The organism is Alcanivorax hongdengensis A-11-3, assembly GCF_000300995.1.
GTDB classification, from domain to species: Bacteria; Pseudomonadota; Gammaproteobacteria; order Pseudomonadales; family Alcanivoracaceae; genus Alcanivorax; species Alcanivorax hongdengensis.
Window position 1 is genome coordinate 26,902 of the sequence record NZ_AMRJ01000014.1, and the last position, 24,081, is coordinate 50,982.

Annotated in this window: 26 protein-coding genes and 1 tRNA gene; 12 read left to right on the plus strand and 15 right to left on the minus strand. The window is 62.8% G+C overall.

What is annotated here, in order from left to right; all coding sequences use genetic code 11:
* Positions 1-140 precede the first annotated feature (140 nt).
* Positions 141-959 (minus strand): inositol-1-monophosphatase, encoded by an 819-nt coding sequence (gene suhB / locus A11A3_RS09985; protein ID WP_008929173.1) that lies wholly within the window; start codon positions 957-959, stop codon positions 141-143.
* A 165-nt stretch (positions 960-1,124) separates the two neighbouring features.
* On the opposite strand from suhB, the gene A11A3_RS09990 reads away from it, so the two are divergent.
* The 3 genes from A11A3_RS09990 to A11A3_RS10000 are packed head-to-tail and all read left to right on the plus strand — an operon-like array spanning position 1,125 to position 2,947.
* Positions 1,125-1,886 carry an RNA methyltransferase gene (locus A11A3_RS09990; protein WP_040297015.1) on the plus strand — a complete coding sequence of 254 codons (762 nt, stop codon included), beginning with the start codon at positions 1,125-1,127 and terminating at the stop codon, positions 1,884-1,886.
* Between the two features lie 36 nt (positions 1,887-1,922).
* Complete coding sequence (gene cysE / locus A11A3_RS09995; RefSeq protein WP_008929175.1) at positions 1,923-2,690, plus strand: serine O-acetyltransferase; 768 nt, start codon at positions 1,923-1,925, stop codon at positions 2,688-2,690.
* Between the two features lie 47 nt (positions 2,691-2,737).
* Positions 2,738-2,947: a hypothetical protein gene (locus tag A11A3_RS10000; RefSeq protein ID WP_008929176.1), complete on the plus strand. Its 210-nt coding sequence runs from the start codon at positions 2,738-2,740 to the stop codon at positions 2,945-2,947.
* Positions 2,948-3,011: 64 nt separating this feature from the next.
* Here the strand turns inward: A11A3_RS10000 and ychF are convergent, their stop codons facing one another.
* Positions 3,012-4,103 (minus strand): redox-regulated ATPase YchF, encoded by a 1,092-nt coding sequence (ychF, locus tag A11A3_RS10005; RefSeq protein WP_008929177.1) that lies wholly within the window; start codon positions 4,101-4,103, stop codon positions 3,012-3,014.
* Between the two features lie 162 nt (positions 4,104-4,265).
* Between ychF and A11A3_RS10010 the strand changes: the two genes are divergently transcribed.
* On the plus strand, positions 4,266-5,006 hold the full coding sequence (locus tag A11A3_RS10010; RefSeq protein ID WP_008929178.1) for a glutathione S-transferase family protein: 741 nt from the start codon (positions 4,266-4,268) through the stop codon (positions 5,004-5,006).
* 16 nt (positions 5,007-5,022) lie between these two features.
* On the opposite strand, the gene pth is transcribed toward A11A3_RS10010, so the two are convergent.
* The 7 genes from pth to A11A3_RS10045 form a co-directional block, all read right to left on the minus strand.
* Positions 5,023-5,610 (minus strand): aminoacyl-tRNA hydrolase, encoded by a 588-nt coding sequence (gene pth / locus A11A3_RS10015; RefSeq protein WP_008929179.1) that lies wholly within the window; start codon positions 5,608-5,610, stop codon positions 5,023-5,025.
* 8 nt (positions 5,611-5,618) lie between these two features.
* On the minus strand, positions 5,619-6,260 hold the full coding sequence (locus A11A3_RS10020) for a 50S ribosomal protein L25/general stress protein Ctc (RefSeq protein ID WP_008929180.1): 642 nt from the start codon (positions 6,258-6,260) through the stop codon (positions 5,619-5,621).
* Between the two features lie 204 nt (positions 6,261-6,464).
* Positions 6,465-7,424: a ribose-phosphate diphosphokinase gene (locus A11A3_RS10025; protein ID WP_008929181.1), complete on the minus strand. Its 960-nt coding sequence runs from the start codon at positions 7,422-7,424 to the stop codon at positions 6,465-6,467.
* Between the two features lie 69 nt (positions 7,425-7,493).
* Positions 7,494-7,569, minus strand: a tRNA-Gln gene (locus A11A3_RS10030).
* Between the two features lie 36 nt (positions 7,570-7,605).
* Complete coding sequence (ispE, locus tag A11A3_RS10035; protein ID WP_040297016.1) at positions 7,606-8,478, minus strand: 4-(cytidine 5'-diphospho)-2-C-methyl-D-erythritol kinase; 873 nt, start codon at positions 8,476-8,478, stop codon at positions 7,606-7,608.
* Positions 8,475-9,038, minus strand: coding sequence for a lipoprotein insertase outer membrane protein LolB (gene lolB, locus A11A3_RS10040; RefSeq protein WP_008929183.1), 564 nt, complete (start codon positions 9,036-9,038; stop codon positions 8,475-8,477). Before lolB ends, ispE begins: the two co-directional genes overlap by 4 nt.
* The gene (locus A11A3_RS10045; protein ID WP_040297017.1) at positions 9,035-10,735 is read right to left on the minus strand and encodes a tetratricopeptide repeat protein; all 1,701 of its coding nucleotides are present in this window, start codon (positions 10,733-10,735) and stop codon (positions 9,035-9,037) included. Before A11A3_RS10045 ends, lolB begins: the two co-directional genes overlap by 4 nt.
* 321 nt (positions 10,736-11,056) lie before the next feature.
* On the opposite strand from A11A3_RS10045, the gene hemA reads away from it, so the two are divergent.
* From hemA to A11A3_RS10065, 4 genes are all read left to right on the plus strand, one after another.
* Positions 11,057-12,334 (plus strand): glutamyl-tRNA reductase, encoded by a 1,278-nt coding sequence (hemA, locus tag A11A3_RS10050; RefSeq protein WP_008929185.1) that lies wholly within the window; start codon positions 11,057-11,059, stop codon positions 12,332-12,334.
* An 8-nt stretch (positions 12,335-12,342) separates the two neighbouring features.
* A complete protein-coding gene (prfA, locus tag A11A3_RS10055) occupies positions 12,343-13,428 on the plus strand; it encodes a peptide chain release factor 1 (RefSeq protein WP_008929186.1) in 1,086 nt (361 codons plus the stop codon).
* Position 13,429: 1 nt separating this feature from the next.
* Positions 13,430-14,257 carry a peptide chain release factor N(5)-glutamine methyltransferase gene (prmC, locus tag A11A3_RS10060; RefSeq protein ID WP_008929187.1) on the plus strand — a complete coding sequence of 276 codons (828 nt, stop codon included), beginning with the start codon at positions 13,430-13,432 and terminating at the stop codon, positions 14,255-14,257.
* Between the two features lie 245 nt (positions 14,258-14,502).
* Positions 14,503-15,246: a HesA/MoeB/ThiF family protein gene (locus tag A11A3_RS10065; protein ID WP_008929188.1), complete on the plus strand. Its 744-nt coding sequence runs from the start codon at positions 14,503-14,505 to the stop codon at positions 15,244-15,246.
* On the opposite strand, the gene A11A3_RS10070 is transcribed toward A11A3_RS10065, so the two are convergent.
* From A11A3_RS10070 to gatC, 6 genes are all read right to left on the minus strand, one after another.
* Positions 15,240-15,458, minus strand: coding sequence for a hypothetical protein (locus tag A11A3_RS10070; RefSeq protein ID WP_008929189.1), 219 nt, complete (start codon positions 15,456-15,458; stop codon positions 15,240-15,242). The genes A11A3_RS10065 and A11A3_RS10070 overlap by 7 nt on opposite strands.
* Before the next feature lie 107 nt (positions 15,459-15,565).
* Positions 15,566-16,348: a Crp/Fnr family transcriptional regulator gene (locus A11A3_RS10075; RefSeq protein WP_008929190.1), complete on the minus strand. Its 783-nt coding sequence runs from the start codon at positions 16,346-16,348 to the stop codon at positions 15,566-15,568.
* Positions 16,349-16,554: 206 nt separating this feature from the next.
* Positions 16,555-17,373, minus strand: coding sequence for a crotonase/enoyl-CoA hydratase family protein (locus A11A3_RS10080; protein WP_008929191.1), 819 nt, complete (start codon positions 17,371-17,373; stop codon positions 16,555-16,557).
* A 150-nt stretch (positions 17,374-17,523) separates the two neighbouring features.
* Entirely contained in the window at positions 17,524-18,966 is a 1,443-nt protein-coding gene (gene gatB, locus A11A3_RS10085; protein ID WP_008929192.1) for an Asp-tRNA(Asn)/Glu-tRNA(Gln) amidotransferase subunit GatB, read from the minus strand.
* Complete coding sequence (gene gatA / locus A11A3_RS10090) at positions 18,963-20,423, minus strand: Asp-tRNA(Asn)/Glu-tRNA(Gln) amidotransferase subunit GatA (protein WP_008929193.1); 1,461 nt, start codon at positions 20,421-20,423, stop codon at positions 18,963-18,965. The genes gatB and gatA overlap by 4 nt, the downstream gene beginning before the upstream one ends.
* A 117-nt stretch (positions 20,424-20,540) precedes the next feature.
* Positions 20,541-20,828 (minus strand): Asp-tRNA(Asn)/Glu-tRNA(Gln) amidotransferase subunit GatC, encoded by a 288-nt coding sequence (gatC, locus tag A11A3_RS10095; RefSeq protein ID WP_008929194.1) that lies wholly within the window; start codon positions 20,826-20,828, stop codon positions 20,541-20,543.
* Positions 20,829-21,078: 250 nt separating this feature from the next.
* Between gatC and A11A3_RS10100 the strand changes: the two genes are divergently transcribed.
* From A11A3_RS10100 to A11A3_RS10115, 4 genes are read left to right on the plus strand one after another with little or no spacing between them, the layout of a single operon-like run.
* Positions 21,079-22,116 (plus strand): rod shape-determining protein, encoded by a 1,038-nt coding sequence (locus A11A3_RS10100; RefSeq protein WP_008929195.1) that lies wholly within the window; start codon positions 21,079-21,081, stop codon positions 22,114-22,116.
* Between the two features lie 5 nt (positions 22,117-22,121).
* A complete protein-coding gene (mreC, locus tag A11A3_RS10105; RefSeq protein WP_008929196.1) occupies positions 22,122-22,976 on the plus strand; it encodes a rod shape-determining protein MreC in 855 nt (284 codons plus the stop codon).
* Positions 22,973-23,461 (plus strand): rod shape-determining protein MreD, encoded by a 489-nt coding sequence (gene mreD / locus A11A3_RS10110; RefSeq protein ID WP_008929197.1) that lies wholly within the window; start codon positions 22,973-22,975, stop codon positions 23,459-23,461. The genes mreC and mreD overlap by 4 nt, the downstream gene beginning before the upstream one ends.
* Before the next feature lie 40 nt (positions 23,462-23,501).
* Complete coding sequence (locus A11A3_RS10115; protein WP_008929198.1) at positions 23,502-24,080, plus strand: Maf family protein; 579 nt, start codon at positions 23,502-23,504, stop codon at positions 24,078-24,080.
* Position 24,081: the final 1 nt, after the last annotated feature.

Here is a 24,081-nt window from a genome sequence, read left to right on the forward strand (position 1 = left end):
AGCAACTCCTTGCTAATGTGTGCGTTCTTCTACGCTAACAAAGCAGGCTCAGATGTCTATGCCGGGGGGAGAGTTTCGTATTGGGTTCAAAGTAAACGTGCGGTTGCCGGTGCCCGGGCAGGCACCGGCAAGCACGGTTATTAACGGCGCAGACCGTCGGTGAGGTGCGGTTTGATTTTCTGCAGCAGGCCCTTGAAGACCTTGGGGCTGCCGGCAACGATGCCGCCGCTTTCCAGATATTTGTGACCACCACTGAGATCGCCCACCAGCCCGCCGGCTTCAGTGATCAGCAGGGCGCCGGCGGCCATGTCCCACTCGGCCAGGCCGAATTCAAAGAAGCCGTCGGTGCGACCGGCGGCCAGCCAGGCCAGGTCCAGCGCGGCGGAGCCGGGGCGGCGCAGGCCGGCGGTGGATTCGGCGATGGCGGCGAACATGCCCAGGTAGGCATCCATGAAGGGCGCCTGGTCCTTGCGGAACGGAAAGCCCGTACCGATCAGGCAGCCGTCCAGCCCGGCGCGGTTGGTGCAGCGAATGCGGCGCCCGTTAACGGCGGCCCCGCGACCACGGCTGGCGGTGAATTCCTCGTCCCGGTTGGGGTCGTAGATGACCGCATGCTCGACCTTGCCTTTTACTTTCAGGGCAATGGAAACGCAGTACTGGGGGAAGCCGTGGATGAAGTTGGTGGTGCCGTCCAGCGGGTCGATGACCCACTGGTAATCGGCGCCATCACCCTTGCCCTCGATGATGCCGGACTCCTCGGCCAGGATGCCGTGATCCGGATAGGCCTTGCGGATCACGTCGATGATGCGCGCCTCGGCGGCACGGTCTACTTCGGTGACGAAGTCGTTCATGCCTTTCTTGGTCACGGAAAGCGGGTCATTGCTTTCGGCGGCACGGCGAATCAGATTACCCGCCTGGCGGGCGGCTCGCAGGGCAATGTTCACTTGCGGCGCATGCATGCATCTATCCTCGGTGGTCTGGCCCCGGTGGGCGCGGGGCACAAAACGGCTGTTAAAGAACGTCAGCCCGGTACTGGCTGGGGCGCGGATTGTAGCAGAGCGCGCGCGATCAGGGCAGCGCCCATGATAACATTGCCACCTTTTCCGACCAGTTCAGGTAGTACCATGCTAGACAACGTTCGTATCGTAATGGTGGAAACCACCCATCCGGGCAATATCGGTGCCGCCGCCCGCGCCATGAAAACCATGGGGCTGTCGGATCTGCGCCTGGTTGAGCCGCAGTCCTATCCCAGCGTGGAGGCCACGGCGCGGGCGTCCGGGGCCGGTGATGTGCTGGAAGCGGCCCGTGTCTGCGCGAGCCTGGATGAGGCCCTGGAAGGCGCCACTCTGGTGATTGGCACCAGTGCCCGGCAACGGCGCATTCCCTGGCCCTGCCTGACGCCCCGCCAGCTGGCGGCGCAATTGTCCCACGAGCCAGATGACACCCGTATTGCGGTACTGTTCGGCCGCGAGGACCGGGGCCTGACCAATGACGAGCTGCGCCGTTGCAACCTGCATGTGAGCGTGCCCACCAACCCGGAGTACGGGGTGTTGAACGTGGCCTCGGCGGTGCAGCTGATCTGCTATGAACTGCGGCTGGCCCTGCTCGGTGAGGACTTCGATCTCAAGGAGGCCCGCTCGCGCCGGGAGGCCATGCCGTTGCCGGAGATGTTCTGGGACGAGCCACTGGCGACCAATGAGGCGGTGGCCGGGTTTCTCGATCACCTGGAACAGGTCATGGCGCAAAGCGGCTTTCTCAATCCGGAGCAGCCCGGCCAGGTGATGACCCGCATGCGACGTTTGTTTATGCGTGCCCGACCGGACAAAATGGAAATGAGTATTCTGCGTGGCGTGCTGGTCGCACTGGAAAAGAAAATGCAGGGGTGACAGGCTGCCCGGCCTGATCTCCGAGACGAGGTAGGTATGTTTGATCAAGTACGCGAGGACATAGCGTCGGTATTCCACCGGGACCCGGCGGCCCGCAACACCCTGGAGGTGCTGCTCAATTATCCGGGGCTGCATGCGGTGCTGTTCCATCGCCTGGCGCACTGGCTATGGGGGCGCAACTTCAAACAGCTGGCGCGGCTGATCTCCACGTTTTCCCGCTGGCTCACCGGCATCGAAATTCACCCCGGTGCCACCATCGGCCGCCGTTTCTTTATTGACCATGGCATGGGGGTGGTGATCGGCGAAACCGCGGAAATCGGTGACGATGTCACGCTTTACCACGGCGTGACCCTGGGTGGCACCAGCTGGAACAAGGGCAAACGCCATCCGACCCTGGAAGACGGTGTGGTGGTCGGTGCCGGTGCCAAGGTGCTGGGGCCCTTCGTGGTCCACAGAAACGCCAAGATCGGTTCCAATTCCGTGGTCACCAAGGAAGTGCCGGAAGGTGCCACCGTGGTGGGCATTCCCGGCCGGGTGATCAGCCAGCCGCTTACCGAGAAGGAAAAGAACCGCCAGGAAATGGCCGAGAAAATTGGCTTCCAGGCCTACGGGGTCAGCAATGACATGCCGGATCCGGTGGCCGAGGCCATTCATCTGCTGCTGGATCACATGCACGCGGTGGACGGTAAACTGGATCGTGTCTGCACCAATCTGAAAAAGCAGGGCATCCAGGGGTGCGACGAGAAACTGCCTGAGCTCAAGGACGAGGACTTCAAGCCGGTCAATGCCGGCGGCACGGACTGAAACCTGTAGCGAAACAAGGTGGCCGGTCACCGGCACCGGGAGAAACGATGGAACTGGATGTGGCGTCGATCATGTGGAGCGTGGTGTTCGGGTCCATTGGCGCCGGCATGTTTCTCTACGGCAAGAAACAGGCATCGCTGATGCCGTTGATCTGTGGCGTGTCGCTGATGATCTATCCCTGGTTTGTTACCAAGGCGCTGTGGATCGTGGTGGTGGGTGTGGTGCTGACGGCGTTGCCGTACTTCATCGCTCTTTAGGGGCTTGCCCAGCCAATAAAAAAGGCCGTGTGATGCGGCCTTTTTTGGGTTTCAGCGGCGGGCTTTATACATTGAAGCGGAAGTGCACCACATCGCCATCGGCGACAATGTAATCCTTGCCTTCCAGGCGCCACTTGCCGGCATCCTTGGCACCGGACTCGCCGTTGTGCTCGATGTAGTCGTCGTAGGCGGTGACTTCGGCGCGGATGAACCCCTTCTCGAAGTCGGTGTGGATGACACCGGCCGCCTGGGGGGCGGTGGCGCCCACGCGCACGGTCCAGGCGCGCACTTCCTTCTTGCCGGCGGTGAAGTAGGTCTGCAGGCCCAGTAGATCAAAACCGGCGCGGATCACCCGGTTCAGGCCCGGCTCCTCCATACCCAGGTCGGCCAGGAAGTCGGCTTTCTCTTCATCATCCAGCTCGGCGATTTCCGATTCGATCTTGGCGCAGATCGGCACCACCGAGGCGTTTTCCTTCTCGGCTAGGGCGCGGACGGCGTCCAGCAGGGCGTTATTCTCGAAGCCATCCTCGTCCACATTGGCGATGTACATGGTCGGCTTGAGGGTCAGAAGATTGAGGCTCTTGAGGGTCTTGCGCTCGTCGCTGTCCAGCTCCACGGAGCGGGCCGGCTCGCCTTCGTTCAGGGCCGGCAGCAGCTTGTCGAGTACCGGCAGCAGCCCCTTGGCATCCTTGTCCTGCCCCTTGGCGGCCTTGGTGGCGCGCAGGTGGGCCTTCTCCACGGTATCCAGGTCGGCCAGTGCCAGCTCGGTGTTGATCACCGCGATGTCGTCCAGTGGCGATACCTTGCCGGCCACGTGCACTACGTTCTCGTCATCGAAGCAGCGCACCACGTGGGCAATGGCGTCGGTCTCGCGGATGTTGGCAAGGAACTTGTTGCCCAGCCCTTCCCCCTTGGAGGCCCCGGCCACCAGGCCGGCAATGTCGACAAATTCCATGGTTGCCGGCATCACCCGTTCCGGGCTGACGATGGCGGCCAGTTTGTCCAGCCGCGGGTCTGGCACCGGTACCACGCCAGTGTTGGGCTCAATGGTACAGAACGGGAAGTTCTCGGCATCAATGCCGGCCTTGGTCAGCGCATTGAAGAGGGTGGATTTGCCCACATTGGGCAGCCCGACGATACCGCATTTGAAACCCATGATTGACCTCCGTTCTTCGAGGGCGCAATGCTACTGAAGGTGGCGGCAAAAAGCGACTGGCCCGGTGTTTGCCGGGGCGCCGCGGGTCGGTTGATTGACGGCGTTGCGGTTCTGTGACGGCAAGGTAGACTGCCTTCAGTCGATATTGCTGAGGCACCAGGCATGGATGAACGCGTCCTCTATCAATTTCCCATTTCCCATTATTGTGAAAAGACCCGCTGGCAGCTGACCTGCAAGGGGCTGGCCTTTACCGCCAGCAATCTGCTGCCTGGCCCCCACCGTCTGCGCAGCCAGTGGATGGCTCGCATCAATACCCTGCCGATCCTGCGTGATGGGGAGCGGGTGGTGGGTGACTCCACCAAAATTGCCTACTACCTGGAAAAGTATTACCCGTCATTGCCGTTGTTGCCCACCGAGGCCGAGGCCCGGGGCAAGGTGATCGAACTGGAGCAGCAGTTCGACCGTTACGGGGTGCATGTGCGCCGCTGGCTTTATGGCCAGGTGATTGATCGCCCGGAAGTGATGCAGGCCATGCTCGACCCTTACGGTCTGCCGGCCCCGGTGCAGAAGGTACTGACCCCGGTAACCCGGGAGGGGGTGCGGCGTCTTTATCGTATCCAGCCCAGGCCCGTCATGCGTTCTGAACAGCGGGTGGAAGAGGCGCTGACGTTGCTGGAGAACACCCTGGCCAAGGGCAATGGCCGTTATCTGGTGGGGGAGCGGCTGTCGCTGGCGGACATTACCGCCGCCAGTCTGCTGGCGCCGCTACTGACGCCGGCGGGGACTCCCTGGGATATCTTCGATGAGAATACCCTCAGTCCGGCCCTGCGCAGGCAGTTGCAGTCGTTGCGCGAGCGCCCGGCGGGGCAATGGGTGCTGGATCGTTACCGCGAAGATCGCTGACAGGGAAAGGGGCTTGTCAGGCCCGGAAGCCGTTCAAATGATTCATGGCGCCGTTCAGGTCGCCACGCAGCATGTCCGGGGTGTAATGCACCGCTTCGTCGATGGCCCGGTCAATCAAATCCCGGTCAGCCTTTGACGGCTTGTTGAGCACATGGGGCGTGACCTGGGCGGCGGAGCCCGGGTGGCCGATGCCCAGACGCAGGCGATAGAAATCCCGGCTGTTGCCGTGGCGGCTGATGATGTCGCGAAGGCCGTTGTGACCGCCATGGCCGCCGCCCTGCTTGAAACGCGCACAGCCCGGGGGCAGGTCCAGCTCGTCATGGGCGACCAGCATCTGCGTGACCGGAATCTTGAAGAAATTGGCCAATGCGGCCGTGGCCTGGCCACTGCGATTCATGAAGGTGGTGGGGACCAGCAGGCGGATGGTTTCACCCTCGAAGGTGAAGGTGCCGGTCAGGCCGAAATATTTCTTGTCTTCGGAAAGGAAAACGCCCTGGCGGCGGGCCAGGGCGTCCACATACCAGACGCCGGCATTGTGGCGGGTGTCTTCATACTCGCGGCCCGGATTGCCCAGGCCCACGATCAGTCGAACAGGATCCGCCACAGCGCGACTTATTCTTCGCTGGCAGCTTCTTCGCCTTCGCCGGCTTCGTCATCAGCAGAAGCACGGACTTTCGGCGCATGGATGGCAACTACCGGCTGGTCGTGGTCTTCGCCCAGCGCCAGCTGCGGCAGTTCCACGCCCTTGGGCAGTTTCAGGTCGGACAGGTGAACAACCTGGTTCAGCTCCACGGCCGCCATATCCACTTCGATGTACTCGGGCAGATTCTGGGGCAGACAGCTCACTTCCACTTCGGAAATGTTGTGCTGGATCTCGCCACCCTGCTTCTTCACACCTACGGAACCGGCTTCGTTGATGAAGTGCAGCGGTACCTGCATGGTGATCTTGTGGGTCTTGTCCACACGCAGGAAATCCACGTGAGTGGGATGGCCTTTGGCCGGGTGGCGCTGCATGTCACGCAGTACCGCCTGAACATCGGCACCGTCCAGCTTCAGGGTCAGCACGTGGCTGTAGAAGGCCTCGGTTTCCAGGGCTTTCTTCAGTTCGCGCAGCTCAACGCTGATCATCTGCGGCTCGGCTTCGCCACCGTAGAGGATGCCGGGAACACGCTCTTGCAGACGACGCAGGCGGCGGCTCGCACCTTTCCCCGCGTCGCTGCGGCTTTCTGCATTCAGCAGGAATTCATTGGACATGATTGTCTCCAGTATGCTCTCGGGCTTCCCGCGACCAGGTCGGCCAGAGAGGTTGATAAAGCCCACGGAGGATTCCGCGGGGGCGCGATTATGAACGAAAAGCGCGCAAGACGCCAGAACAGGGGGTGGGGGCATGGCCAAAAACACGAAACCCGCTCTGGGAGCGGGCTTCGCAACGGCAGCCGGAGAAACCGGAGTGCGCTGTCAGACCAGCTCCAGCCGGTCGAACATGGCGCTCAGGGATTCCTCGTTGTTCACCCGGCGGATGGTCTCGGCCAGCATCGGAGCCAGGCTCAGCACACGGATCTTCTCGCAGTTGCGACCGGCGTCGGACAGCGGAATGGTGTCCGTGACCACCAGCTGATCCAGGGCGCTGTTGGCAATGTTGTCGATGGCCGGGCCGGAAAGAATCGGGTGGGTACAGTAGGCGTAGACCTTGGCGGCACCGTGATCCTTGAGGGCCTGGGCGGCCTTGCAAAGGGTACCGGCGGTGTCGACCATGTCGTCCACCAGTACGCAGGTGCGGCCTTCCACTTCACCGATGATGTGCATCACCTGGGACACGTTGGCCTTGGGGCGACGCTTGTCGATGATGGCCAGGTCGGCATCGTTGAGCTGTTTGGCCAGGGCGCGGGCACGGACCACACCGCCCACATCCGGTGAGACCACCATCAGGTCGTCATGCTTTTGACGCTCGATATCGGCCACGATCAGCGGGGTGGCGTAAACGTTGTCCACCGGGATGTCGAAGAAGCCCTGGATCTGGTCGGCGTGCAGATCCACGGTCACCACCCGGTCGATGCCCACGGTGGTGATCATGTCGGCCACCACCTTGGCGGTGATCGGCACCCGGGCCGAACGCACCCGGCGGTCCTGGCGGGCATAGCCGAAGTAGGGCATGACAGCGGTGATGCGGCCGGCGGAGGAGCGACGCAGGGCGTCGGCCATGACCAGCAATTCCATCAGGTTGTTATTGGTGGGATTGCAGGTGGACTGGACGATAAAGACGTCCTTGCCGCGTACGTTTTCCTGGACTTCCACGGCCACTTCGCCATCGCTGAAGGTGCCCACATCGGCGGTACCAAGGGGCAGGTTCAGGTAGTTGACCATGGCCTGGGCCAGTTCGGGATTGGCGTTACCGGTGAATACGACGAGCTTGGACACTGGCGTCCCTCTTGTGTCGTGAATTTTGGAACCACTAAAAGGGATGGGTTAGAGGTTCCTGGAAGAAAATGGCTGGGGTACCAGGACTCGAACCTGGGAATAACGGGATCAAAACCCGCTGCCTTACCAACTTGGCTATACCCCAACACTCTTTTTCAGGCCCGCTTCTTTGCTGGAGCGTTTAGCCCGAATTCTTTGTCGCCCGAAACTTCGCCAGTGCCTCATGGAGAGGGGAAGTATTTCTGCTTCGAGCAACGAAACCTGTCCAGTGTTGTGGCAACTGTTGCAGCAATTGCTGCCCCTGTTGCGCTCCGGTCAGGCGTGCAAAGCAGCAGGCGCCTGTGCCGGTCATGCGGGCGTTCCCCGCATATTGCCTGAGCCAGTCCAGCAGTTCACCGATGACCGGGAAGTGCCGGGTTGCCACCGCTTCACAGTCGTTATGGAAGCTGTCGGTGAGCACCGCCTCAAGCGAGGCCGGTAATTTACTGATGGGGGTATCCCTTGTCAATTGCCGGTCGCCGAAAATTCGAGCAGTTGATACATGAATTCCGGGGTGAATGACCAAAAAGTGGGCATCGGGCAGCGAAACCGGCGTCAGATGCTCACCAACGCCCTCTGCCCAGGCGCTGTGGCCGTGCACGAAGACCGGCACGTCCGCGCCCAGCTCCAGCCCCAGTTGGGCCAGGGTCGGGATCGGCAGATTCAGGTCCCAGAGCGCATCCAGGCCCAGCAGGGCGGTGGCCGCATCCGAGGAGCCGCCACCCACGCCGCCGCCCATGGGCAGGCGCTTTTCCAGCCGAATGGCGGCCCCCCGGCGGCAGCCTGTGTGTTGTTGCAGCAGTGCCGCGGCCCGCAGCACCAGGTTGCTGTCATCCCGGGGCACATCGGCCTGGTCACAGCTCAGGGTGAGCGTTCCGGCCGGCTTGAAGTGCAGACGATCACCGTAATCCAGCAGGGCAAAAACGGTCTGCAACTCGTGGTAGCCGTTGTCACGCTGGCCGGTAATGTGCAGGAACAGGTTGATTTTGGCCGGTGCCGGCAGCGTCAGCATCATTGTCCCGGCTGCCAGTCCTTGATCAGCAGGGTAAAGCGGTTGCCCTGCTGGCTGGCCTTGATGCGGTGTGGCAGGGCGACCCCGGCGACGGTGTCATAGCGGTCGAAATCCAGCGACCAGCCCAGTTGGTCCAGATGGCTGAGCCGGTGGCCGTCGTCGTAGGCGGTGGTGGCCGGGGCCCCGGGCCAGGGCAGGCCGCGGGCCCAGTATTCCAGCGCCGACACCGGTAACCAGAAGCCGGTCAGGTGCCAGGCCAGTTCGCCGGGGCTGGCGGCCTGGTAGTCACCCTTGGCGGTTTTCAGGGTGGCCTGCCGACTTTGCCAGCTCAGTTCCGCGCTGCCCATGCCCAATGGCCCGGAAAAATGGATGCGGCCTTCCCGGGGGCGCTGGCGCCAGTCGAAATTGGCGCTGCCGCCGTCACTGGCGGTGCGATAACCAAGCCGGCCACTCATCTGCCACTGGGTAATCTGGCTGGCATGCTGGTAGTGGGCCGGCTGGGTTGGCGGCGTCTGGCAGGCGGCCATCACCAGGGTGACGGCCAGCAGCAGGGCTCGTTTCAAAGCTGGGCTCCCAGGCGTTGCATCAGGTCAGTAATGTAGGGGGAGTCCGGGTTGGTCTGCAGGGTGTCGCGCCAGACCTGACGGGCCTGGTTCTGGGCTCCGACCTTCCACAGTACCTCGCTGTAGTGGGCCGCCACTTCCGGGTCCGGGAACTTCTCATAGGCCCGGCGCAGGTAATCGCGGGCCTCGTCCAGCTTGCCCTGGCGATAGAGTAGCCAGCCCATGGAATCAAGAATGGCCGGGTCCCGCGGGCGCAGGGCCAGGGCCTGGCGCAGGTAGTCCTCCGCTTCCGGCAGGCGCAGGTTGCGGTCGGCCAGGGTATAGCCCAGGGCGTTAAGGGCGCTGGCGTCGTCCGGGTTGGCCTTGAGAATGTGCTTGAGGTCGGCTTCCAGCAGGGGCAGGTTGTCGAGCTTTTCGGCCACCATGGCGCGGCTGTAGCGCAGGTCGGTATTGTCCGGGTACTGGCTGAGGCCCTCGTTGAGCAGGGCCATGGCGCCCTGTGGATCGTCATGGCTGTTGCGCATTTCCGCTTCGCTGACCAGCAGGCCGGGGGCCAGCTCCGGGTGGCGCGCGCGCAGCGCCGCCAGTTGGGCATGGGCCTTGGCGGTCTGGCCTTGCTGGTAGAGCAGGCGGGCGGCCTGGACCTGGGCACGCAGCTGATGGGGGCCCTGAACCTGCAGGTAATAGTCGGTGGCGGCGGCCAGGTCGCCGCGCTGTTCGGCGGCCTGGGCCAGGTACAGGCGCACATCGTCCGGGCGGTAATCCTTGGCCAGCAGGGTCTTCAGCTGGGCCTCGGCATTGGCATCGGCGCCGGCCTCAAGGGCCAGCAGCGCCAGGGAAAATTGCAGGTCCAGATCGTCCGGGAAGCGACTGGCCATGGCGTTGAGCTGCTTTTCGGCTTCGCCGGTGCCGCCACTGGCCAGCAGCATGCGGATATAGCTGATGCGGGGCCGGCGGGCATCCGGGTATTTGCGCACCAGTTTTTTGAGATGTCGCAGCGCCTTTTTCGACTCGCCCAGGCTGTAGAGCAGCTGCGCCTTGAGCAGCAGGGCATCCTCATGGTCGGGCATCTTGTCCAGGGCTTTCTCGTCCGCTTCCAGTGCGGCCTGATAGTTTTCCTGCTGCTGTTCATAAAGCGCCCGGGCATACCAGAGCGGTGCCTGATCCGGATAACGATCGGTGAGTTGAGCCAGGGCCTTGACCAGCTGCAGGTTGCCGTCGGTGCCCAGGCCCTGGGCCTGGCTGACCAGACGAATCAGACCATCCTGGCCCTGGGTGCTCATTAGCCGGTCCAGGTAACTGGCGGCCGCATCCGGATTCTTTAGGCTGATCTGGGAGAGGATGGCCACATCCAGCGCTTCTTCATTGTCCGGCTGCAGTGTCAGCCATTGCTGGCTGAGGGCCAGGGCCTGCGGATAGTCCTCCAGATAATAAGCCAGCTGGGCGGCCTGGCTGACCACCTTGGGATCATGGGTGCTGCTGGCGGCCTGGCTGTAATAGCCGAGGGTGACATCCAGTGCCTGGCGTTGTGCGGCAACCTCTGCCACCAACAGGTTGGAGAGGGTGGCACCGTCATAGTCGATGGCCGGCGCGGTGGGGGCGGCAGCGGCGCTGGCCGTCGAGTCAGTGGCCGCAGGGTGGCTGGCGCAACCGGCCAGCAGCAGGGCGCACAGTGGCAAAACAGGAAGTCGTATCATCAGAATTAAGGCATGCCTGATTGTTATTGAGCCGGAAAAGGGACGGCCATGGCTGTCTGCCGGCGCTGGTCCACTATCATGGCACAGCTTTTCGGGCTTGCCCAAGCCCGAGCCCGGAGGGTGACCGGGTTTGTGGCACCGGCGTGCGGCGCTATCATTGTGTTGCCTGGCGCTTTGCCGCAAAATGCCAGCCCCTTGCAGGGCCGAGTTTTCGCCGATGTAGGCAGTGTTGAACGCTGCGGGGACGGCTCGAGCGCAGGGCAGAAACAGACAGACGGGGTGCGATGGCCTGGCGGCTGACGGCGGCGGGCATGATTACCTATGAACTTGATCGCAGTTGGCGTGAATCACACCACCGCAGACGTGGAACTCCGTGAGCGGCTGGCATTCTCCGCCGAGCAGGCGGACGTGGCGTTGTCGTCGCTGCGCCAGGTGCCCGGTGTGCGCGAAGCGGCATTGCTGTCCACCTGCAATCGCACCGAACTCTACTGTCTGGTGGAGGGCGGCGACATTGCTCCGGATTTTGTCCACTGGTTGGCCGAACGACGCCAGCTGCCTTGCGAACAACTCAGTGATGCCTTGTATCAGTACCAGGGCGAGCATGCCCTGGAGCACATGATGCGAGTGGCCGGCGGGCTGGACTCGCTGGTGTTGGGCGAGCCCCAGATTCTTGGCCAGATGCGCGAGGCCTATGCCCGTGCCACCGAGGCCGGCCTGCTCAATGGCGAGTTGTCGCGCCTGTTTCAGGAAGTGTTTTCAGTGGCCAAGCGAATCCGCACGGAAACCGGCATCGGTGCCAACCCGGTGTCGGTGGCCTACGCCGCCGTGTCATTTGCCCGCCATATTTTTGCCGACCTGAAGAAAAGCCGCGCCCTGCTGATTGGCGCCGGCGAGATGATCGAGTTGGTGGCCCGCCACCTCAGCGAACAGCAGGTGGCGGACATTACCGTGGCCAACCGCACCCGCGAACGGGCGGTGGAGCTGGCCGGCACCGTCGGCGGCCATGGCATCGGGCTGGAGGCATTGCCCGATGCACTGGAACATGCAGATATCCTGATTTCCTGTACCGCCGCCCCACAGCCGATACTGAGTCGGGCGATGGTGGAGCGGGCTCTGAAAAAGCGCCGTCACCGGCCCATGTTCATGGTCGACATAGCGGTGCCACGCGACATCGATCCGGACGTGGGCGAGCTGGATGACGTCTACCTGTACACGGTGGATCATCTGCAGGAGGCCATCCAGGAAAACGTGCGGGCCCGCCAGCAGGCTGCCCGGGATGCCAGTGACCTGATTCGCGATGCCATCGTCCGCCATCGGCGCAGCCGCCGTGAGCAGGATGCCGTGGACGTGCTGCGTGAATACCGTCTGCAGCGCACCACCCTGGCCGATGAAGAACTGGGCAAGGCGCTGCAACAGCTCAACAATGGCGGCGATCCGGAGCAGGTGCTACGCCGTTTCCAGCATTCGCTGGTCAACAAGTGGCTGCATGAGCCCAGTGTGACCCTGCGGCGCATGGCCGCGGAAGGCCGTGCCGAGGCCCTGCTGGTGGCCCGTGAGCTGTTGCTCGGTGACGACGAAACCCCTTCTGACCCGGAATAGAATTTCCTATGAAAGCCTCCCTTCAAGGCAAGCTTGACAAGCTGGCCGATCGTTTCGAGGAACTGGCCGGCCTGTTGTCCGACCCGGATGTGATCAGCAGCCAGAACCGGTTTCGGGATCTGTCCCGTGAATATGCGGAAATCGACCCGGTGGTGAAGTGCTACCGGATCTACCAGCAAGCCGCGGAAAACCTGCAGGCTGCACGCGCCATGCAGGAAGACAGCGACCCGGACATGCGCGAAATGGGCCATGAGGAGGCCCGCGAGGCCGAGGCTCGCATGGCGGAGCTGGGCGATGAGTTGCAAAAGCTGATGCTGCCCCGCGACCCCCGTGACGGTGCCAACGTGTTTCTGGAGGTGCGTGCCGGCACCGGTGGTGACGAAGCCGCCCTGTTTGCCGGTGATCTGTTTCGCATGTATTCGCGTTACGCCGACCGCATGGGCTGGAAGGTGGAACTGGTCAGCGCCAGCGAAGGCGAGCACGGCGGTTACAAGGAGGTGATTGCCCGGGTGATCGGTGACGGCGTCTACTCGCGACTGAAGTTCGAATCCGGTGCCCATCGTGTGCAGCGGGTGCCGGCCACGGAATCCCAGGGGCGCATCCATACTTCCGCCTGTACCGTGGCGATCATGGCGGAAGCCGAGGATCTGGGCGATATCCAGATCCGCAACGAGGACCTGCGCATCGATACCTACCGTTCTTCCGGTGCCGGTGGCCAGCACGTCAACACCACAGACTCCGCCGTGCGCATTACCCACCTGCCCACCGGGGTGGTGGTGGAATGCCAGGACGAGCGCAGCCAGCACAAGAACAAGGCCAAGGCCATGAGCCTGCTCAGTGCCAGACTCTACGATGCCCAGCAAAATGCCGCCCATGCCGAGCAGGCCGCCGAGCGCAAATCCCTGGTTGGCTCCGGTGATCGCTCCGAGCGTATCCGCACCTATAATTTCCCCCAGGGGCGGGTTACCGATCATCGCATCAATCTGACGCTTTACCGCCTGGGCGAAGTCATGGAAGGGGACCTGGACGAGGTGCTGGGCGCGCTACTGGCCGAGTATCAGGCCGACCAGCTGGCGGCCCTGGGCGAGCAGTAACATGCGCATCGATGCCGCCCTGCGCCAGGCGCGTAGTCGGCTGGAGGGGTCGCCGTCCGCCGCCCTGGATGCCCAGTTGCTGCTTTGCCATGTGCTGGGCCAGACCCGCACCTGGCTGTTTACCTGGCCGGAGCGGGAGTTGAATGCCGACCAGCTGGCCCGTTTCCAGTCGCTGCTGGCCCGCCGTGAAAACGGTGAGCCGGTGGCGCACCTGACCGGGGAGCGGGAATTCTTTGGCCGCCCCTTTCGCGTCACCGCCGATACCCTGATTCCGCGCCCGGACACCGAAACCCTGATCGACCTGGCCCTGGGCCTGCCCCTGGCGGAGGATGCCCGGGTGGTGGATCTGGGCACCGGCAGCGGTGCCATCGGCATTACCCTGGCCCTGGAGCAACCCGGCTGGCAGGTGACGCTGGTGGACCTCAGCGAGGCGGCCCTGCAAGTGGCACAGACGAACGCTCACGAACTGGGTGCCACCGTGATCTGCCAGCCCGGCAGCTGGCTGGCACCCTGTGAGGGCCGGTTCGATCTGATCGTCAGCAATCCGCCCTATATCGAAGACAACGACCGCCATCTGCAAGAGGGCGATGTGCGTTTCGAGCCCCGCTCCGCCCTGGTGGCCGGGCAACAGGGGCTGGCGGATCTGGCCACCATTATCCAGCAGGCGTCTGACAAGCTGGTTGATGGCGGCTGGCTGTTGCTTGAGCATGGGTTCGAGCAGGGCGAGGCCGTGCGTGCCTTGCTGGCCGATGCGGGTTTTGGCCAGGTGCGCACCGAGACGGATCTGGGCGGCAATGATCGCGTGACCCTGGGGCAAAACCCGATGTAGGAGCGTAATAACGTTCACTTAAGTTCAGGAGCTCTGTGGGAGCGTGCTTGCACGCGAATGGAGCACGCTGAAATAAAGGCTTCGCGTGCAAGCACGCTCCCACAAAAAAACCAAAATCACGACCTAAATGAACAGCATTACGATGTAGGAGCGAGCCTGCTCGCGATCCGTCGCCTGCAGTGACTTTCGTAGACCGGCTTTGTGCGCGTGCCGCGACAAGCGTGTTGCGTGCCAGCGAGAGAACCATGTTTAACGACGAACAGCTTGAACGCTACAGTCGCCAGTTGATGGTGGATGAGATGGACCTGGCCGGCCAGGAGGCCCTGGCCGCTGCGCGGGTGCTGCTGATTGGTTGTGGCGGGCTGGCCAACCCGGCGGCGCTCTATCTGGCCGGGGCCGGCGTCGGTCAGCTGGTGCTGGCCGATGACGATCGGGTCGAACTGAGTAATCTGCACCGCCAGGTGGCGTTCCGCGGTGGGCAGATCGATCAGCCCAAGGCCGAGGCCCTGCGCGATCAGCTGCAGACCCTCAATCCGGAGGTGGATGTGCGTGCCTGTGTGGTACGCGTGGATGACGCCTGGCTGGATGAGGAGGTGGGCGCGGCCACCCTGGTGCTGGACTGCACCGACAACTTCGCCACCCGTCAGGCGATCAACCGGGCCTGCGTGCGCCATCGTCGCCCGCTGGTGAGTGGCGCCGCCGTGCGGCTGGATGGCCAGCTGGCGGTGTTCGACCTGCGTCAGCCAGGGGCGGCCTGCTATGCCTGTGTTTATGGTGATGGCGTGGACGGTGACCTGGCCTGCAATCAGGCTGGCATCGTCGGCCCGGTGGTGGGCGTGATCGGTACCCTGCAGGCCCAGGCGGCCCTGCAACTGCTGATCGGCCAGTCCCTGCCCCAGCGGTTACAACTGTTTGACGGGCGCCGGCTGGACTGGCGTCAGGTCACCTTCCGGCGCGATCCGGCCTGCCCGGTGTGCGCCGCTCACTGAGCGGTTGACGGGCGCTCCGCCTGCTCGGCTTTTTCCTGCTCCAGCACGGCCTCCGGGGAAACCGGGGCGTCATCACTCTGTTTTTCCATCATGGTGGGCGCCGGCTCGGACAGCGTGTTGTCGTTAATGGTGGGGCTGGGCGCCGAGAAGAAATAGAGCGCACAGATAATGATCAGGCTGAGAATGATCGCCACACTGAGAATGTGTCGCATGGTACGGCCCTCCCTGATTCGGGCGCCGACCGGGTGGCCGACGCCGAAAAACGTCCTGCCTGGTACCAATATAGGCCCCTGACGCGGGCCGCACAACGGCACCGCGTTCAGGCGGACAGTTGCACTACCTGACTGTTGAGCTGGGTGATCTGGCGGGCCATGTCCGTGAGCAGGCCGTGGATCATGCCCGGGTTGGAACGGATCAGATTCTTGAACTGGTGCTTGGGGACCTTGACCACCGAACAGCGGCTGCGGGCCCGCACGGTGGCGTTGCGCGGTGACTGGGTAAGCACGGCGATGGCGCCCAGCACTTCCCCTTCGCCCACATGACCTACCACCACATCATCCACCAGCACATCCGCTTCACCCTCGAACAGGCTGAAGACATAGTCGGCGGTTTCCCCCTGGCGAATGATGGTGGCGCCGGCCTCGAAATAGTCGAAACCGGGGGTGGCGTGATTGTCCTCCGGCATCTGGCTGGCCAACAGGCGAATCAGCAGAGCCTGGTGGGTGGTGAGAATCCGCGTCCACAGGCGCGCCAGTTCCGGACGTGACAGTACCGCCTTGACCAGCTCCACCGTCGGGTAGCCGGCCAGTAGCACCGCGCCCTCGGCATAGTAGCCGATGTCATCTGCGCAGGCGTCGGGCAGAATCAGGTCGCCCTCGTCCCAGGTGAACAGGCGCCGCTCATGGCAGCGCATGCCCAGCATGCCGCCCTTCACCAGGTAGGTGGTGTCACTGTCCATGCCGTGGCGTTCGGCGTCCTCGGTGGGCGGCAGGGAGAGAATATCCGGGTGCAGGGGCAGCTGACTGATCAGTTCATTGACCAGCCGTTTGTACATGCGAATCAGTGCGGGAAAGCCACCGCTGGCTTCGGCCAGAGATATCATTCGTGTTGCCTCTTGGGTGCCGGTTGGGCGATCTTCAGGGAGTATGCAACAAGAAGCGGTTTATGATCCACACGCGGCCGGGGCGGTGTTCATTTTTGTCATGGAGTCGTGTTTTCCCGTGTGTCTTGTGTCGACTCGATACAGAGAGGCAGGCCAGTGAGCATGTCGGCCGCTAGCGGGTGGCGTTGCGCCACCCGGGGGGCTGATCAGTAATCGCGCTCGCGGGGGCTGAATTGCGGTGCCTGTTTCTTCTGCCCGGCCTGCAGGGCGCGGCGGTAATTCTTGCCGCGCAGCAGTTTGAATTGCAGCTTGCTCTCCACATCAAAGGCCTGGGCTTGCGGCGCATTCCAGGTCTGGTGGAAGAGGCTCTTGGCGGCACTGATACCATCCGGTGAGCGGGTCTTGATGGCTTCGGCCAGCTTTTCCGCTTCGGCCAGTGGGTCCTCTGCCACCCGGGTCACCAGGTTCAGGGTTTTCGCCTCGTCGCCCTTGAACAGGCGTCCGGTCATGGTCAGTTCCTTGGCCACATCCATGGGCACCAGTTCACGCAGGGTCACGGTGCCGGTCATGTCCGGGATCAGGCCCCACTTGATTTCCATGATCGACATTTCGCAATCCGGTGTGCTGATACGGAAATCCGCCGCCAGGGCAATCTGCATGCCACCGCCATAGCAGTAGCCGTGCAGCACCGCGATCACCGGAATTGGCAGTTCACGCCAGCACCAGCAAACCTGCTGGAACAGGTTGGTTTTCTTGACGCCGTATTTGGTGAAGCCTTTCAGCAGCTTCATCGGTTGCTTCATGACCGTGCCGAAATCCAGACCGGCGCAGAATGCCTTGCCCTCACCTTGCAGAATGACCGCGCGCAATTCGCGATCCTTGCGCACCGCCTTGGCGGCCTCAACCAGGCCTTCCATCATGGCGAAGTCCAGGCCGTTGTACTTGTCGGCCCGGTTCAGGGTGACGTAGGCGATGGCATTTTTCTTTTCCAGCGTGACGCGGTTCTGGAAGGTTTGCGTGGTCATGGTTGGATCCTGTTAGAGGTCGCACGTCGGAAGTCTGACGTCGGACGCAAAGTCAAAACCCGGCGCGGCAGGGTTTGCAGTGAACGCATTGCTGCCGTACGGATTGTTTTTCAGGCGTCAGACGTCCGACTTCAGACGTCCGACCCTCCATCACTTTTCCAGCTTATCCTTCAGCAACTGATTCAACTGCTGCGGATTTGCCTTGCCCTGGGTGGCCTTCATGGCCTGGCCCACAAAGAAACCGATTTTCTTCTTTTTCTTGGCGTCGTCGGAGTTGCGGTAATCCTCAACCTGGGGCGTATTGTTGGCGATGATGTCGTCAACGATTTTTTCCAGTTCACCGCTGTCGCTCATCTGCTTGAGGCCCTTGGCTTCAATGATGGCGTCCGGGTCGCCTTCACCGGCCCAGCACGCTTCGAATACCTGCTTGGCAATCTTGGAGCTGATGGTGCCGTCTTTCAGGCGCGCGATCAGCTGACCCAGTTGCTCGGCGCTGACCGGGCTGTCGGTAATATCCTTTTCGTCGGCGTTCAGTTTGGCGGCCAGTTCGCCCATCACCCAGTTGGCGGCCAGCTTGGCATCGCCGCCGGCTTTGGCTGCGCCTTCGAAGAAGGCCGCTGTGGCGATGGAGCCGGACAGCAGGTCCGCATCGTAATCGGACAGCTGGTAGTCGGCCATGAAGCGCTCCTTGCGGGCGCCGGGCAGTTCCGGCATGGCCGCTTTCAGCGTCTCGATGTCCTTGTCGGTGATGGCCACCGGCAGCAGGTCCGGGCAGGGGAAGTAACGGTAATCGTTGGCGTCTTCCTTGCTGCGCATGGAGCGGGCGGTATGGGTGTCGCCGTTATACAAACGGGTTTCCTGCACGATCTCGCCGCCATCTTCGAGAACGTCGATCTGGCGCTCCACTTCCAGCTTGATGGCCTTTTCCATGAAGCGGAAGGAGTTCAGGTTTTTGGTTTCGGTGCGGGTGCCCAGCGGCTCGCCGGGTTTGCGGATGGAGACGTTCACGTCGAAGCGCATGTTGCCTTGCGACATGTCGCCATCGCAGATGCCGATGGAGGTGACAATGGCGTGCAGTTTTCTGGCAAAGGCGACGGCCTCTTCGGCGTTGCGCATGTCCGGTTCGGTAACCACTTCGATCAGCGGCGTGCCGGCCCGGTTCAGGTCGATGCCGGTCATGCCATGAAAGTCTTCATGCAGGGATTTGCCGGCATCTTCTTCCAGATGCGCATGATGAATGCGAACGATTTTTTTCTCGCCACTTTCGAGCTGAATTTCCACCTCGCCGGCGCCGACAATCGGCTCGGCCAGCTGGGTAGTCTGATAGCCCTTGGGCAGGTCCGGATAAAAATAATTTTTTCGCTCGAACACGCTGTGGCGACAGATATCGGCGTTGATGGCCAGACCAAAAAGCGCGGCTTTGCGCACGGCTTCCCTGTTGACCACCGGCAGAGTGCCGGGCATGCCCAGATCCACCAGTGACGCCTGGGTATTGGGCTCGGCACCGGTGGACAGTTTACTGCCGGAGAACAGTTTGCTGTTGGTATTGAGCTGGACGTGAATTTCCAGACCGATCACGACTTCCCAACTCATTGTTCACCTCCAAATGCCGGAGCCTGTTTGTGCCAGTCGGTGGCTTGTTGATATTTGTGTGCCACGTTGAGGATCTGGCCTTCACGGAAGTAGTTGCCGATGATCTGGGTGCCGGTGGGCAGGCCGTTGATAAAGCCGGTGGGCATGGACAGGGCCGGCAGGCCGGCCAGGTTGACACCGATGGTGAATACGTCGGCCATGTACATGCTGACCGGATCATCTTTCTTGTCGCCCAGTTTGAAGGCGGTTTCCGGTGCGGTGGGGCCCATCAGCACATCCACTTTTTCAAAGGCGCGGGCGAAATCGTCACGGATCAGGCGGCGCACCTGCTGGGCGCGGCGGTAGTAGGCGTCGTAGTAGCCGGCAGACAGGGCATAGGTGCCCACCAGGATGCGGCGCTTTACTTCGTCGCCAAAGCCTTCCGAGCGGGAGCGCTTGTAAAGGTCTTCCAGATCCTGCGGGTCCTCGCAGCGATGACCAAAACGTACGCCGTCGAAGCGGCTCAGGTTGGAGCTGGCTTCGGCCGGGGCAATCACGTAGTAGGCCGGTACCGACAGCTTGATGCTGGGCAGCGACACGGACACGACTTTCGCGCCGAGCTTTTCCAGCTCGCGAATGGCTTCGCGGCTGTTGTCGGCAATGGCGCCGTCCAGGGTATCGGGGAAGAACTCTTCCGGAATACCGATGGTCAGGCCGCTGATGTCGCCGCTCAGGGCGCCCAGATAATCGTCCACCTTTTCGTTGAGGCTGGTGGAGTCACGGTGATCATGGCCGGCCATGGCCTGCAGCATCAGCGCGCAGTCTTCGGCGCTCTGGCCCATGGGGCCGGCCTGATCCAGGCTGGAGGCAAAGGCAATCATGCCCCAGCGCGACACCCGGCCGTAGGTGGGCTTGAGGCCGGTGATATTGTTCAGGGCGGCAGGCTGGCGGATGGAGCCGCCAGTGTCGGTGCCGGTGGCGCCGGGGGCCAGGCGCGCGCCCAGGCAGGCGGCCGCGCCGCCGGAGGAGCCGCCGGGTACCCGCTCAAGGTCCCAGGGGTTCTTCACCGGGCCGTAATAGCTGGTTTCGTTGGAGGAGCCCATGGCGAACTCGTCCATGTTGGTCTTGCCCAGCATCACCGCGCCTTCGGCGGCCATCTTTTCCACCACGGTAGCGGTGTAGGGGGCAATGAAGGTATCCAGCATCTTCGAGCCGCAGCTGGTGCGCACGCCCTCGGTGCAGAAGATGTCCTTGTGGGCAATGGGCAGGCCGGTGAGCAGGCCGGCGTTGCCGGCGGCCAGTGCCGCATCGGCGGCGTCAGCCTGGGCCAGCGCCGTGTCGGCGGTGACGGTGATAAAGCTGTTGAGCTCGCCGTCATACTGCTGGATGCGGGCCAGGAAGTGCTCGGTGAGCTCCCGGGAGGAGAAGTCGCGGTTGGCCAGGCCAGCCTTGAGTTCGGTGAGGGTTTTAGTGTGCATGGTATTGGATCACTCGCTGCAAGCGGAAAGGCTCTGCCAGTCGGGTGGCGTCCGACGTCAGACGTCTGACGTCAGACGCTGTAATCAGGGCGCCAAGATTCAAGTAAGGCAGGGCATTCATTCGATCACCCGGGGAACCAGGAAGCAGCCGTCTTCGGCGGCGGGGGCGATATCCATCGCCTTGTCACGCACGTTCGGCTCGCTGACTTCGTCGTCTCGCAGGGGCTGGGTCACGTCCAGCGGGTGGGCCATGGGCGCCACATCGGCCACGTCGGCCTGTTGCAGCTGGTCCACCATGGCAAGAATGTCATTGAGTCGGTCGGACAGGGCGGCGCTGTCGCCCTCGTCCACTTTCAGGCGCGCCAGATGGGCCACCTGGGCAACCACCTTGGAATCAATGGCCATGGTTCTCTCCGTAGGCGCCCTTTGCCGCAGGCAGGCAAAGGGTAGGTAAGGGGCTTGAAAGGCGCAAAAAGTACCATAGACCGCCTGTCCGGGGCCACTGTCCGCCGGGGAGGGGGCGGGGCCCGGAGTGACCGGTTCGCTTGCCCAATGCCCCCGCCGTTGCTAGAGTTGCGCCATCTTGTCTTCGCCCGGCTTGTTGCCGCCGGGGATACCTTTTCGCGAAAAATTCAGGAAACTGGCCAGGATGTCCATGATTAAGCGTATTCGGGGGATGTTCTCCACCGATCTGTCCATTGATTTGGGGACCGCTAACACCCTTATTTATGTACGTGGCCGCGGCATCGTGCTGGATGAGCCTTCCGTTGTGGCTATCCGTCACCATGGCGCCCAGAAAAGCGTCGCCGCAGTCGGGGTGGATGCCAAGCGCATGCTGGGCCGTACCCCGGGTAACATCACTGCCATCCGGCCCATGAAAGACGGCGTGATCGCCGATTTCGATGTTACCGAGAAAATGTTGCAGTACTTCATCAAGAAAGTGCACGACACCGGCTTTTTCCCGCCGGCGCCCCGTGTACTGGTCTGTGTGCCCTGCAAATCCACCCAGGTGGAGCGCCGGGCCATCCAGGATTCCGCCTATGGCGCCGGTGCCCGGGATGTCTACCTGATCGAAGAGCCCATGGCGGCGGCCATCGGTGCCGGCCTGCCAGTGGAAGAAGCCCGCGGTTCCATGGTGGTGGATATCGGTGGGGGTACCACCGAAATCGCCCTGATTTCCCTGAACGGGGTGGTTTACTCCGAGTCCGTGCGCATCGGGGGTGACCGTTTCGACGAGGCCATCGTGGCCTTTGTGCGCAAGGAATACGGCTCGCTGATCGGTGAGTCCACCGCCGAGCGCATCAAGCACGAAATCGGCACGGCCTACCCGGGCGCGGAAATCCGCGAGATCGATGTGCGTGGCCGTAACCTGGCTGAAGGGGTGCCGCGCAGCTTTACGCTCAACTCCGAGGAAATTCTGGAGGCACTCAAGGAGCCGCTGGCGGCCATCGTCAATGCGGTCAAGAATGCCCTGGAAGCTTCTCCGCCGGAGCTGGCCTCCGATATCGCCGAGCGCGGTCTGGTGATCACCGGTGGCGGTGCGCTGCTGCGTGATATCGACCGTCTGCTGTCCGAGGAAACCGGCCTGCCGGTGATCGTTGCCGATGACCCGCTGACCTGCGTGGCCCGTGGTGGCGGCAAGGCGCTGGAACTGATGGATAGCCAAGGCTTCGACATGCTGGCCATGGGTTAATTCCCATGGTGGCGCCGGCCAACCCGTCCTATCGTCTGCTGATAGCCCTGATCCTCGCCGTCGTTCTGATGGTGCTGGATCAGCGCACCCCCTGGGCCAAGCCGGTTCGTTACTGGCTGGGCTACCTGACTGCGCCGGTGCACTACCTGGCCCATTTGCCGGTGGATACCGGGGAATGGCTGTCAGAGCAGACCCAGAGCCGCTCCGATCTGATCAGCGACAATAACCACCTCAAGCGTCAGGTACTGATTCTCGAGCAGAAGGTTCAGCGCCTGGCAGTGCTGGAGGCGGAGAACGTGCGCCTGCGCGAGCTGCTCAATTCCTCCGCGGACCTGGGTGCCAATGTGCTGGTGGCGGAAATCATCGGGGTGGACCCGGATCCCAACCGTCAGGAAATGATCATCAACAAGGGCGCCGGCGATGCGGTGGCCGAGGGCCAGGCGGTACTGGATGCCCAGGGCCTGATCGGCCAGGTGATCAGTGCCGGGCCGCTCAGTGCGCGGGTGCTGCTGATCACCGATGCCAGCCACGCCATGAGTGTGCAGGTCAATCGTAACGGCGTGCGAGCGGTGCTGGCGGGCACCGGCCAGTCTGGTCTGCTGCGGCTGCTTTACGTACCGGATACCACCGATATCAAGGTCGGCGACCTGCTGGTGAGCACCGGTCTGGGGCAGCGTTATCCGCGCGGCTACCCGGTGGCCAGAGTGACCGACATCAGCCACCGGGCCGGTACCCCCTTTGCGCAGATTACCGCGCTGCCCACCGCCCATATCGACCGGGCCAGCCATGTCCTGCTGGTGCAGCCGGTGGATGACGACAATGCGGTACTCAAACCCGCCACCGGGGAGGAGCAGCCATGAATGATCGCCCCGCCGGCACCGGCGTAATCCTGGTGACCTTTTTTGTGGCTGCGTTGCTGGAAGTGATTCCCATGCCCGGCCAGCTGGACTGGGTGCGCCCGGAGTGGCTGTTGCTGGTGCTGATCTACTGGGTACTGGTACTGCCACAACGTATCGGCGTGCTGTGGGGCTTCTTCGTCGGCCTTTACCACGATGTGCTGGTGGGCACCACGCTGGGTCAATGGGGGCTGGCCTACGCCCTGGGCGCCTTCGTGATGCTGGCGGCCTACAAGCGCATGCGGGTGTTCAACGGCCTGCAGCAGAGTGCGGTGGTGTTCCTGCTGGTGGGCACGGCCAGCCTGCTGGCCTTCCTGGTGCAGGAATCTGTGGGGCACACCCTGTATCCCCCCTATACCATCCTATATGCTTCAGCGACCAGCGCCCTGTTCTGGCGCTTGGTGGTGGCTGTCCTGCACTGGGTACAGCTGCGTTTTCTGGTGCGCTGACACCGTTTTTTTTGTCTTTCAGCCTTCTGGAGGCTTGTCCATGGAGTTGCTGCTGGCATCCGGCTCGCCCCGGCGTGCGGAGCTTTTGCGCCAGATTGGTGTCCCTTTCCGGGTGTTGAAGGCCCCGGATATCGATGAAACCCCGCAGCCGGGAGAAGCGCCACTGGCCTACGTACGCCGCATGGCCCGTGAAAAGGCCGCTGCCGGCGCTACCGGCCAGAGCGACCAGGCGGTGATGGGCGCCGATACCGCGGTGGTTCTGGGTGAGCAGATTCTTGGCAAGCCCCGTGATGACGCCCATGCCCTTGCCATGCTCACGGCCCTGTCTGGCAGGGAGCACCAGGTGATTTCCGCTGTCTGTATTCACTGCGCGGCCGGCGAGAACGTACAGCAGAGCCTTACCCGGGTTCATTTCCGGGCACTGGACAAGGCCACTTTGCAGGCCTACGTGGCCACCGGCGAAGGCCGCGACAAGGCCGGGGCCTATGGCATTCAGGGCCTCGGCGGTGCGCTGGTGGCGACCCTCAACGGCAGCTACAGTGGTGTGGTGGGGCTCCCGCTGGAGCAAACAGTAACCCTGCTGGACTGGGCCGGTATCCCGTACTGGCAACGACTCTGAT

What these genes read in the sequence shown, in the direction of transcription:
- A11A3_RS10075 (WP_008929190.1), bottom strand. Translation starts at nt 16,348, where the DNA reads ATGATATCTCTGGCCGAAGCCAGCGGTGGCTTTCCCGCACTGATTCGC.
- A11A3_RS10020 (WP_008929180.1), bottom strand. Translation starts at nt 6,260, where the DNA reads ATGTCCAATGAATTCCTGCTGAATGCAGAAAGCCGCAGCGACGCGGGG.
- A11A3_RS10115 (WP_008929198.1), top strand. Translation starts at nt 23,502, where the DNA reads ATGGAGTTGCTGCTGGCATCCGGCTCGCCCCGGCGTGCGGAGCTTTTG.
- gatB (WP_008929192.1), bottom strand. Translation starts at nt 18,966, where the DNA reads ATGAGTTGGGAAGTCGTGATCGGTCTGGAAATTCACGTCCAGCTCAAT.
- mreD (WP_008929197.1), top strand. Translation starts at nt 22,973, where the DNA reads ATGAATGATCGCCCCGCCGGCACCGGCGTAATCCTGGTGACCTTTTTT.
- ispE (WP_040297016.1), bottom strand. Translation starts at nt 8,478, where the DNA reads ATGATGCTGACGCTGCCGGCACCGGCCAAAATCAACCTGTTCCTGCAC.
- prfA (WP_008929186.1), top strand. Translation starts at nt 12,343, where the DNA reads ATGAAAGCCTCCCTTCAAGGCAAGCTTGACAAGCTGGCCGATCGTTTC.
- A11A3_RS10045 (WP_040297017.1), bottom strand. Translation starts at nt 10,735, where the DNA reads ATGATACGACTTCCTGTTTTGCCACTGTGCGCCCTGCTGCTGGCCGGT.
- ychF (WP_008929177.1), bottom strand. Translation starts at nt 4,103, where the DNA reads ATGGGTTTCAAATGCGGTATCGTCGGGCTGCCCAATGTGGGCAAATCC.
- gatA (WP_008929193.1), bottom strand. Translation starts at nt 20,423, where the DNA reads ATGCACACTAAAACCCTCACCGAACTCAAGGCTGGCCTGGCCAACCGC.
- prmC (WP_008929187.1), top strand. Translation starts at nt 13,430, where the DNA reads ATGCGCATCGATGCCGCCCTGCGCCAGGCGCGTAGTCGGCTGGAGGGG.
- A11A3_RS10000 (WP_008929176.1), top strand. Translation starts at nt 2,738, where the DNA reads ATGGAACTGGATGTGGCGTCGATCATGTGGAGCGTGGTGTTCGGGTCC.
- A11A3_RS10100 (WP_008929195.1), top strand. Translation starts at nt 21,079, where the DNA reads ATGATTAAGCGTATTCGGGGGATGTTCTCCACCGATCTGTCCATTGAT.
- cysE (WP_008929175.1), top strand. Translation starts at nt 1,923, where the DNA reads ATGTTTGATCAAGTACGCGAGGACATAGCGTCGGTATTCCACCGGGAC.
- A11A3_RS10065 (WP_008929188.1), top strand. Translation starts at nt 14,503, where the DNA reads ATGTTTAACGACGAACAGCTTGAACGCTACAGTCGCCAGTTGATGGTG.
- A11A3_RS10010 (WP_008929178.1), top strand. Translation starts at nt 4,266, where the DNA reads ATGGATGAACGCGTCCTCTATCAATTTCCCATTTCCCATTATTGTGAA.
- A11A3_RS10080 (WP_008929191.1), bottom strand. Translation starts at nt 17,373, where the DNA reads ATGACCACGCAAACCTTCCAGAACCGCGTCACGCTGGAAAAGAAAAAT.
- hemA (WP_008929185.1), top strand. Translation starts at nt 11,057, where the DNA reads ATGAACTTGATCGCAGTTGGCGTGAATCACACCACCGCAGACGTGGAA.
- A11A3_RS09990 (WP_040297015.1), top strand. Translation starts at nt 1,125, where the DNA reads ATGCTAGACAACGTTCGTATCGTAATGGTGGAAACCACCCATCCGGGC.
- mreC (WP_008929196.1), top strand. Translation starts at nt 22,122, where the DNA reads ATGGTGGCGCCGGCCAACCCGTCCTATCGTCTGCTGATAGCCCTGATC.
- gatC (WP_008929194.1), bottom strand. Translation starts at nt 20,828, where the DNA reads ATGGCCATTGATTCCAAGGTGGTTGCCCAGGTGGCCCATCTGGCGCGC.
- A11A3_RS10070 (WP_008929189.1), bottom strand. Translation starts at nt 15,458, where the DNA reads ATGCGACACATTCTCAGTGTGGCGATCATTCTCAGCCTGATCATTATC.
- suhB (WP_008929173.1), bottom strand. Translation starts at nt 959, where the DNA reads ATGCATGCGCCGCAAGTGAACATTGCCCTGCGAGCCGCCCGCCAGGCG.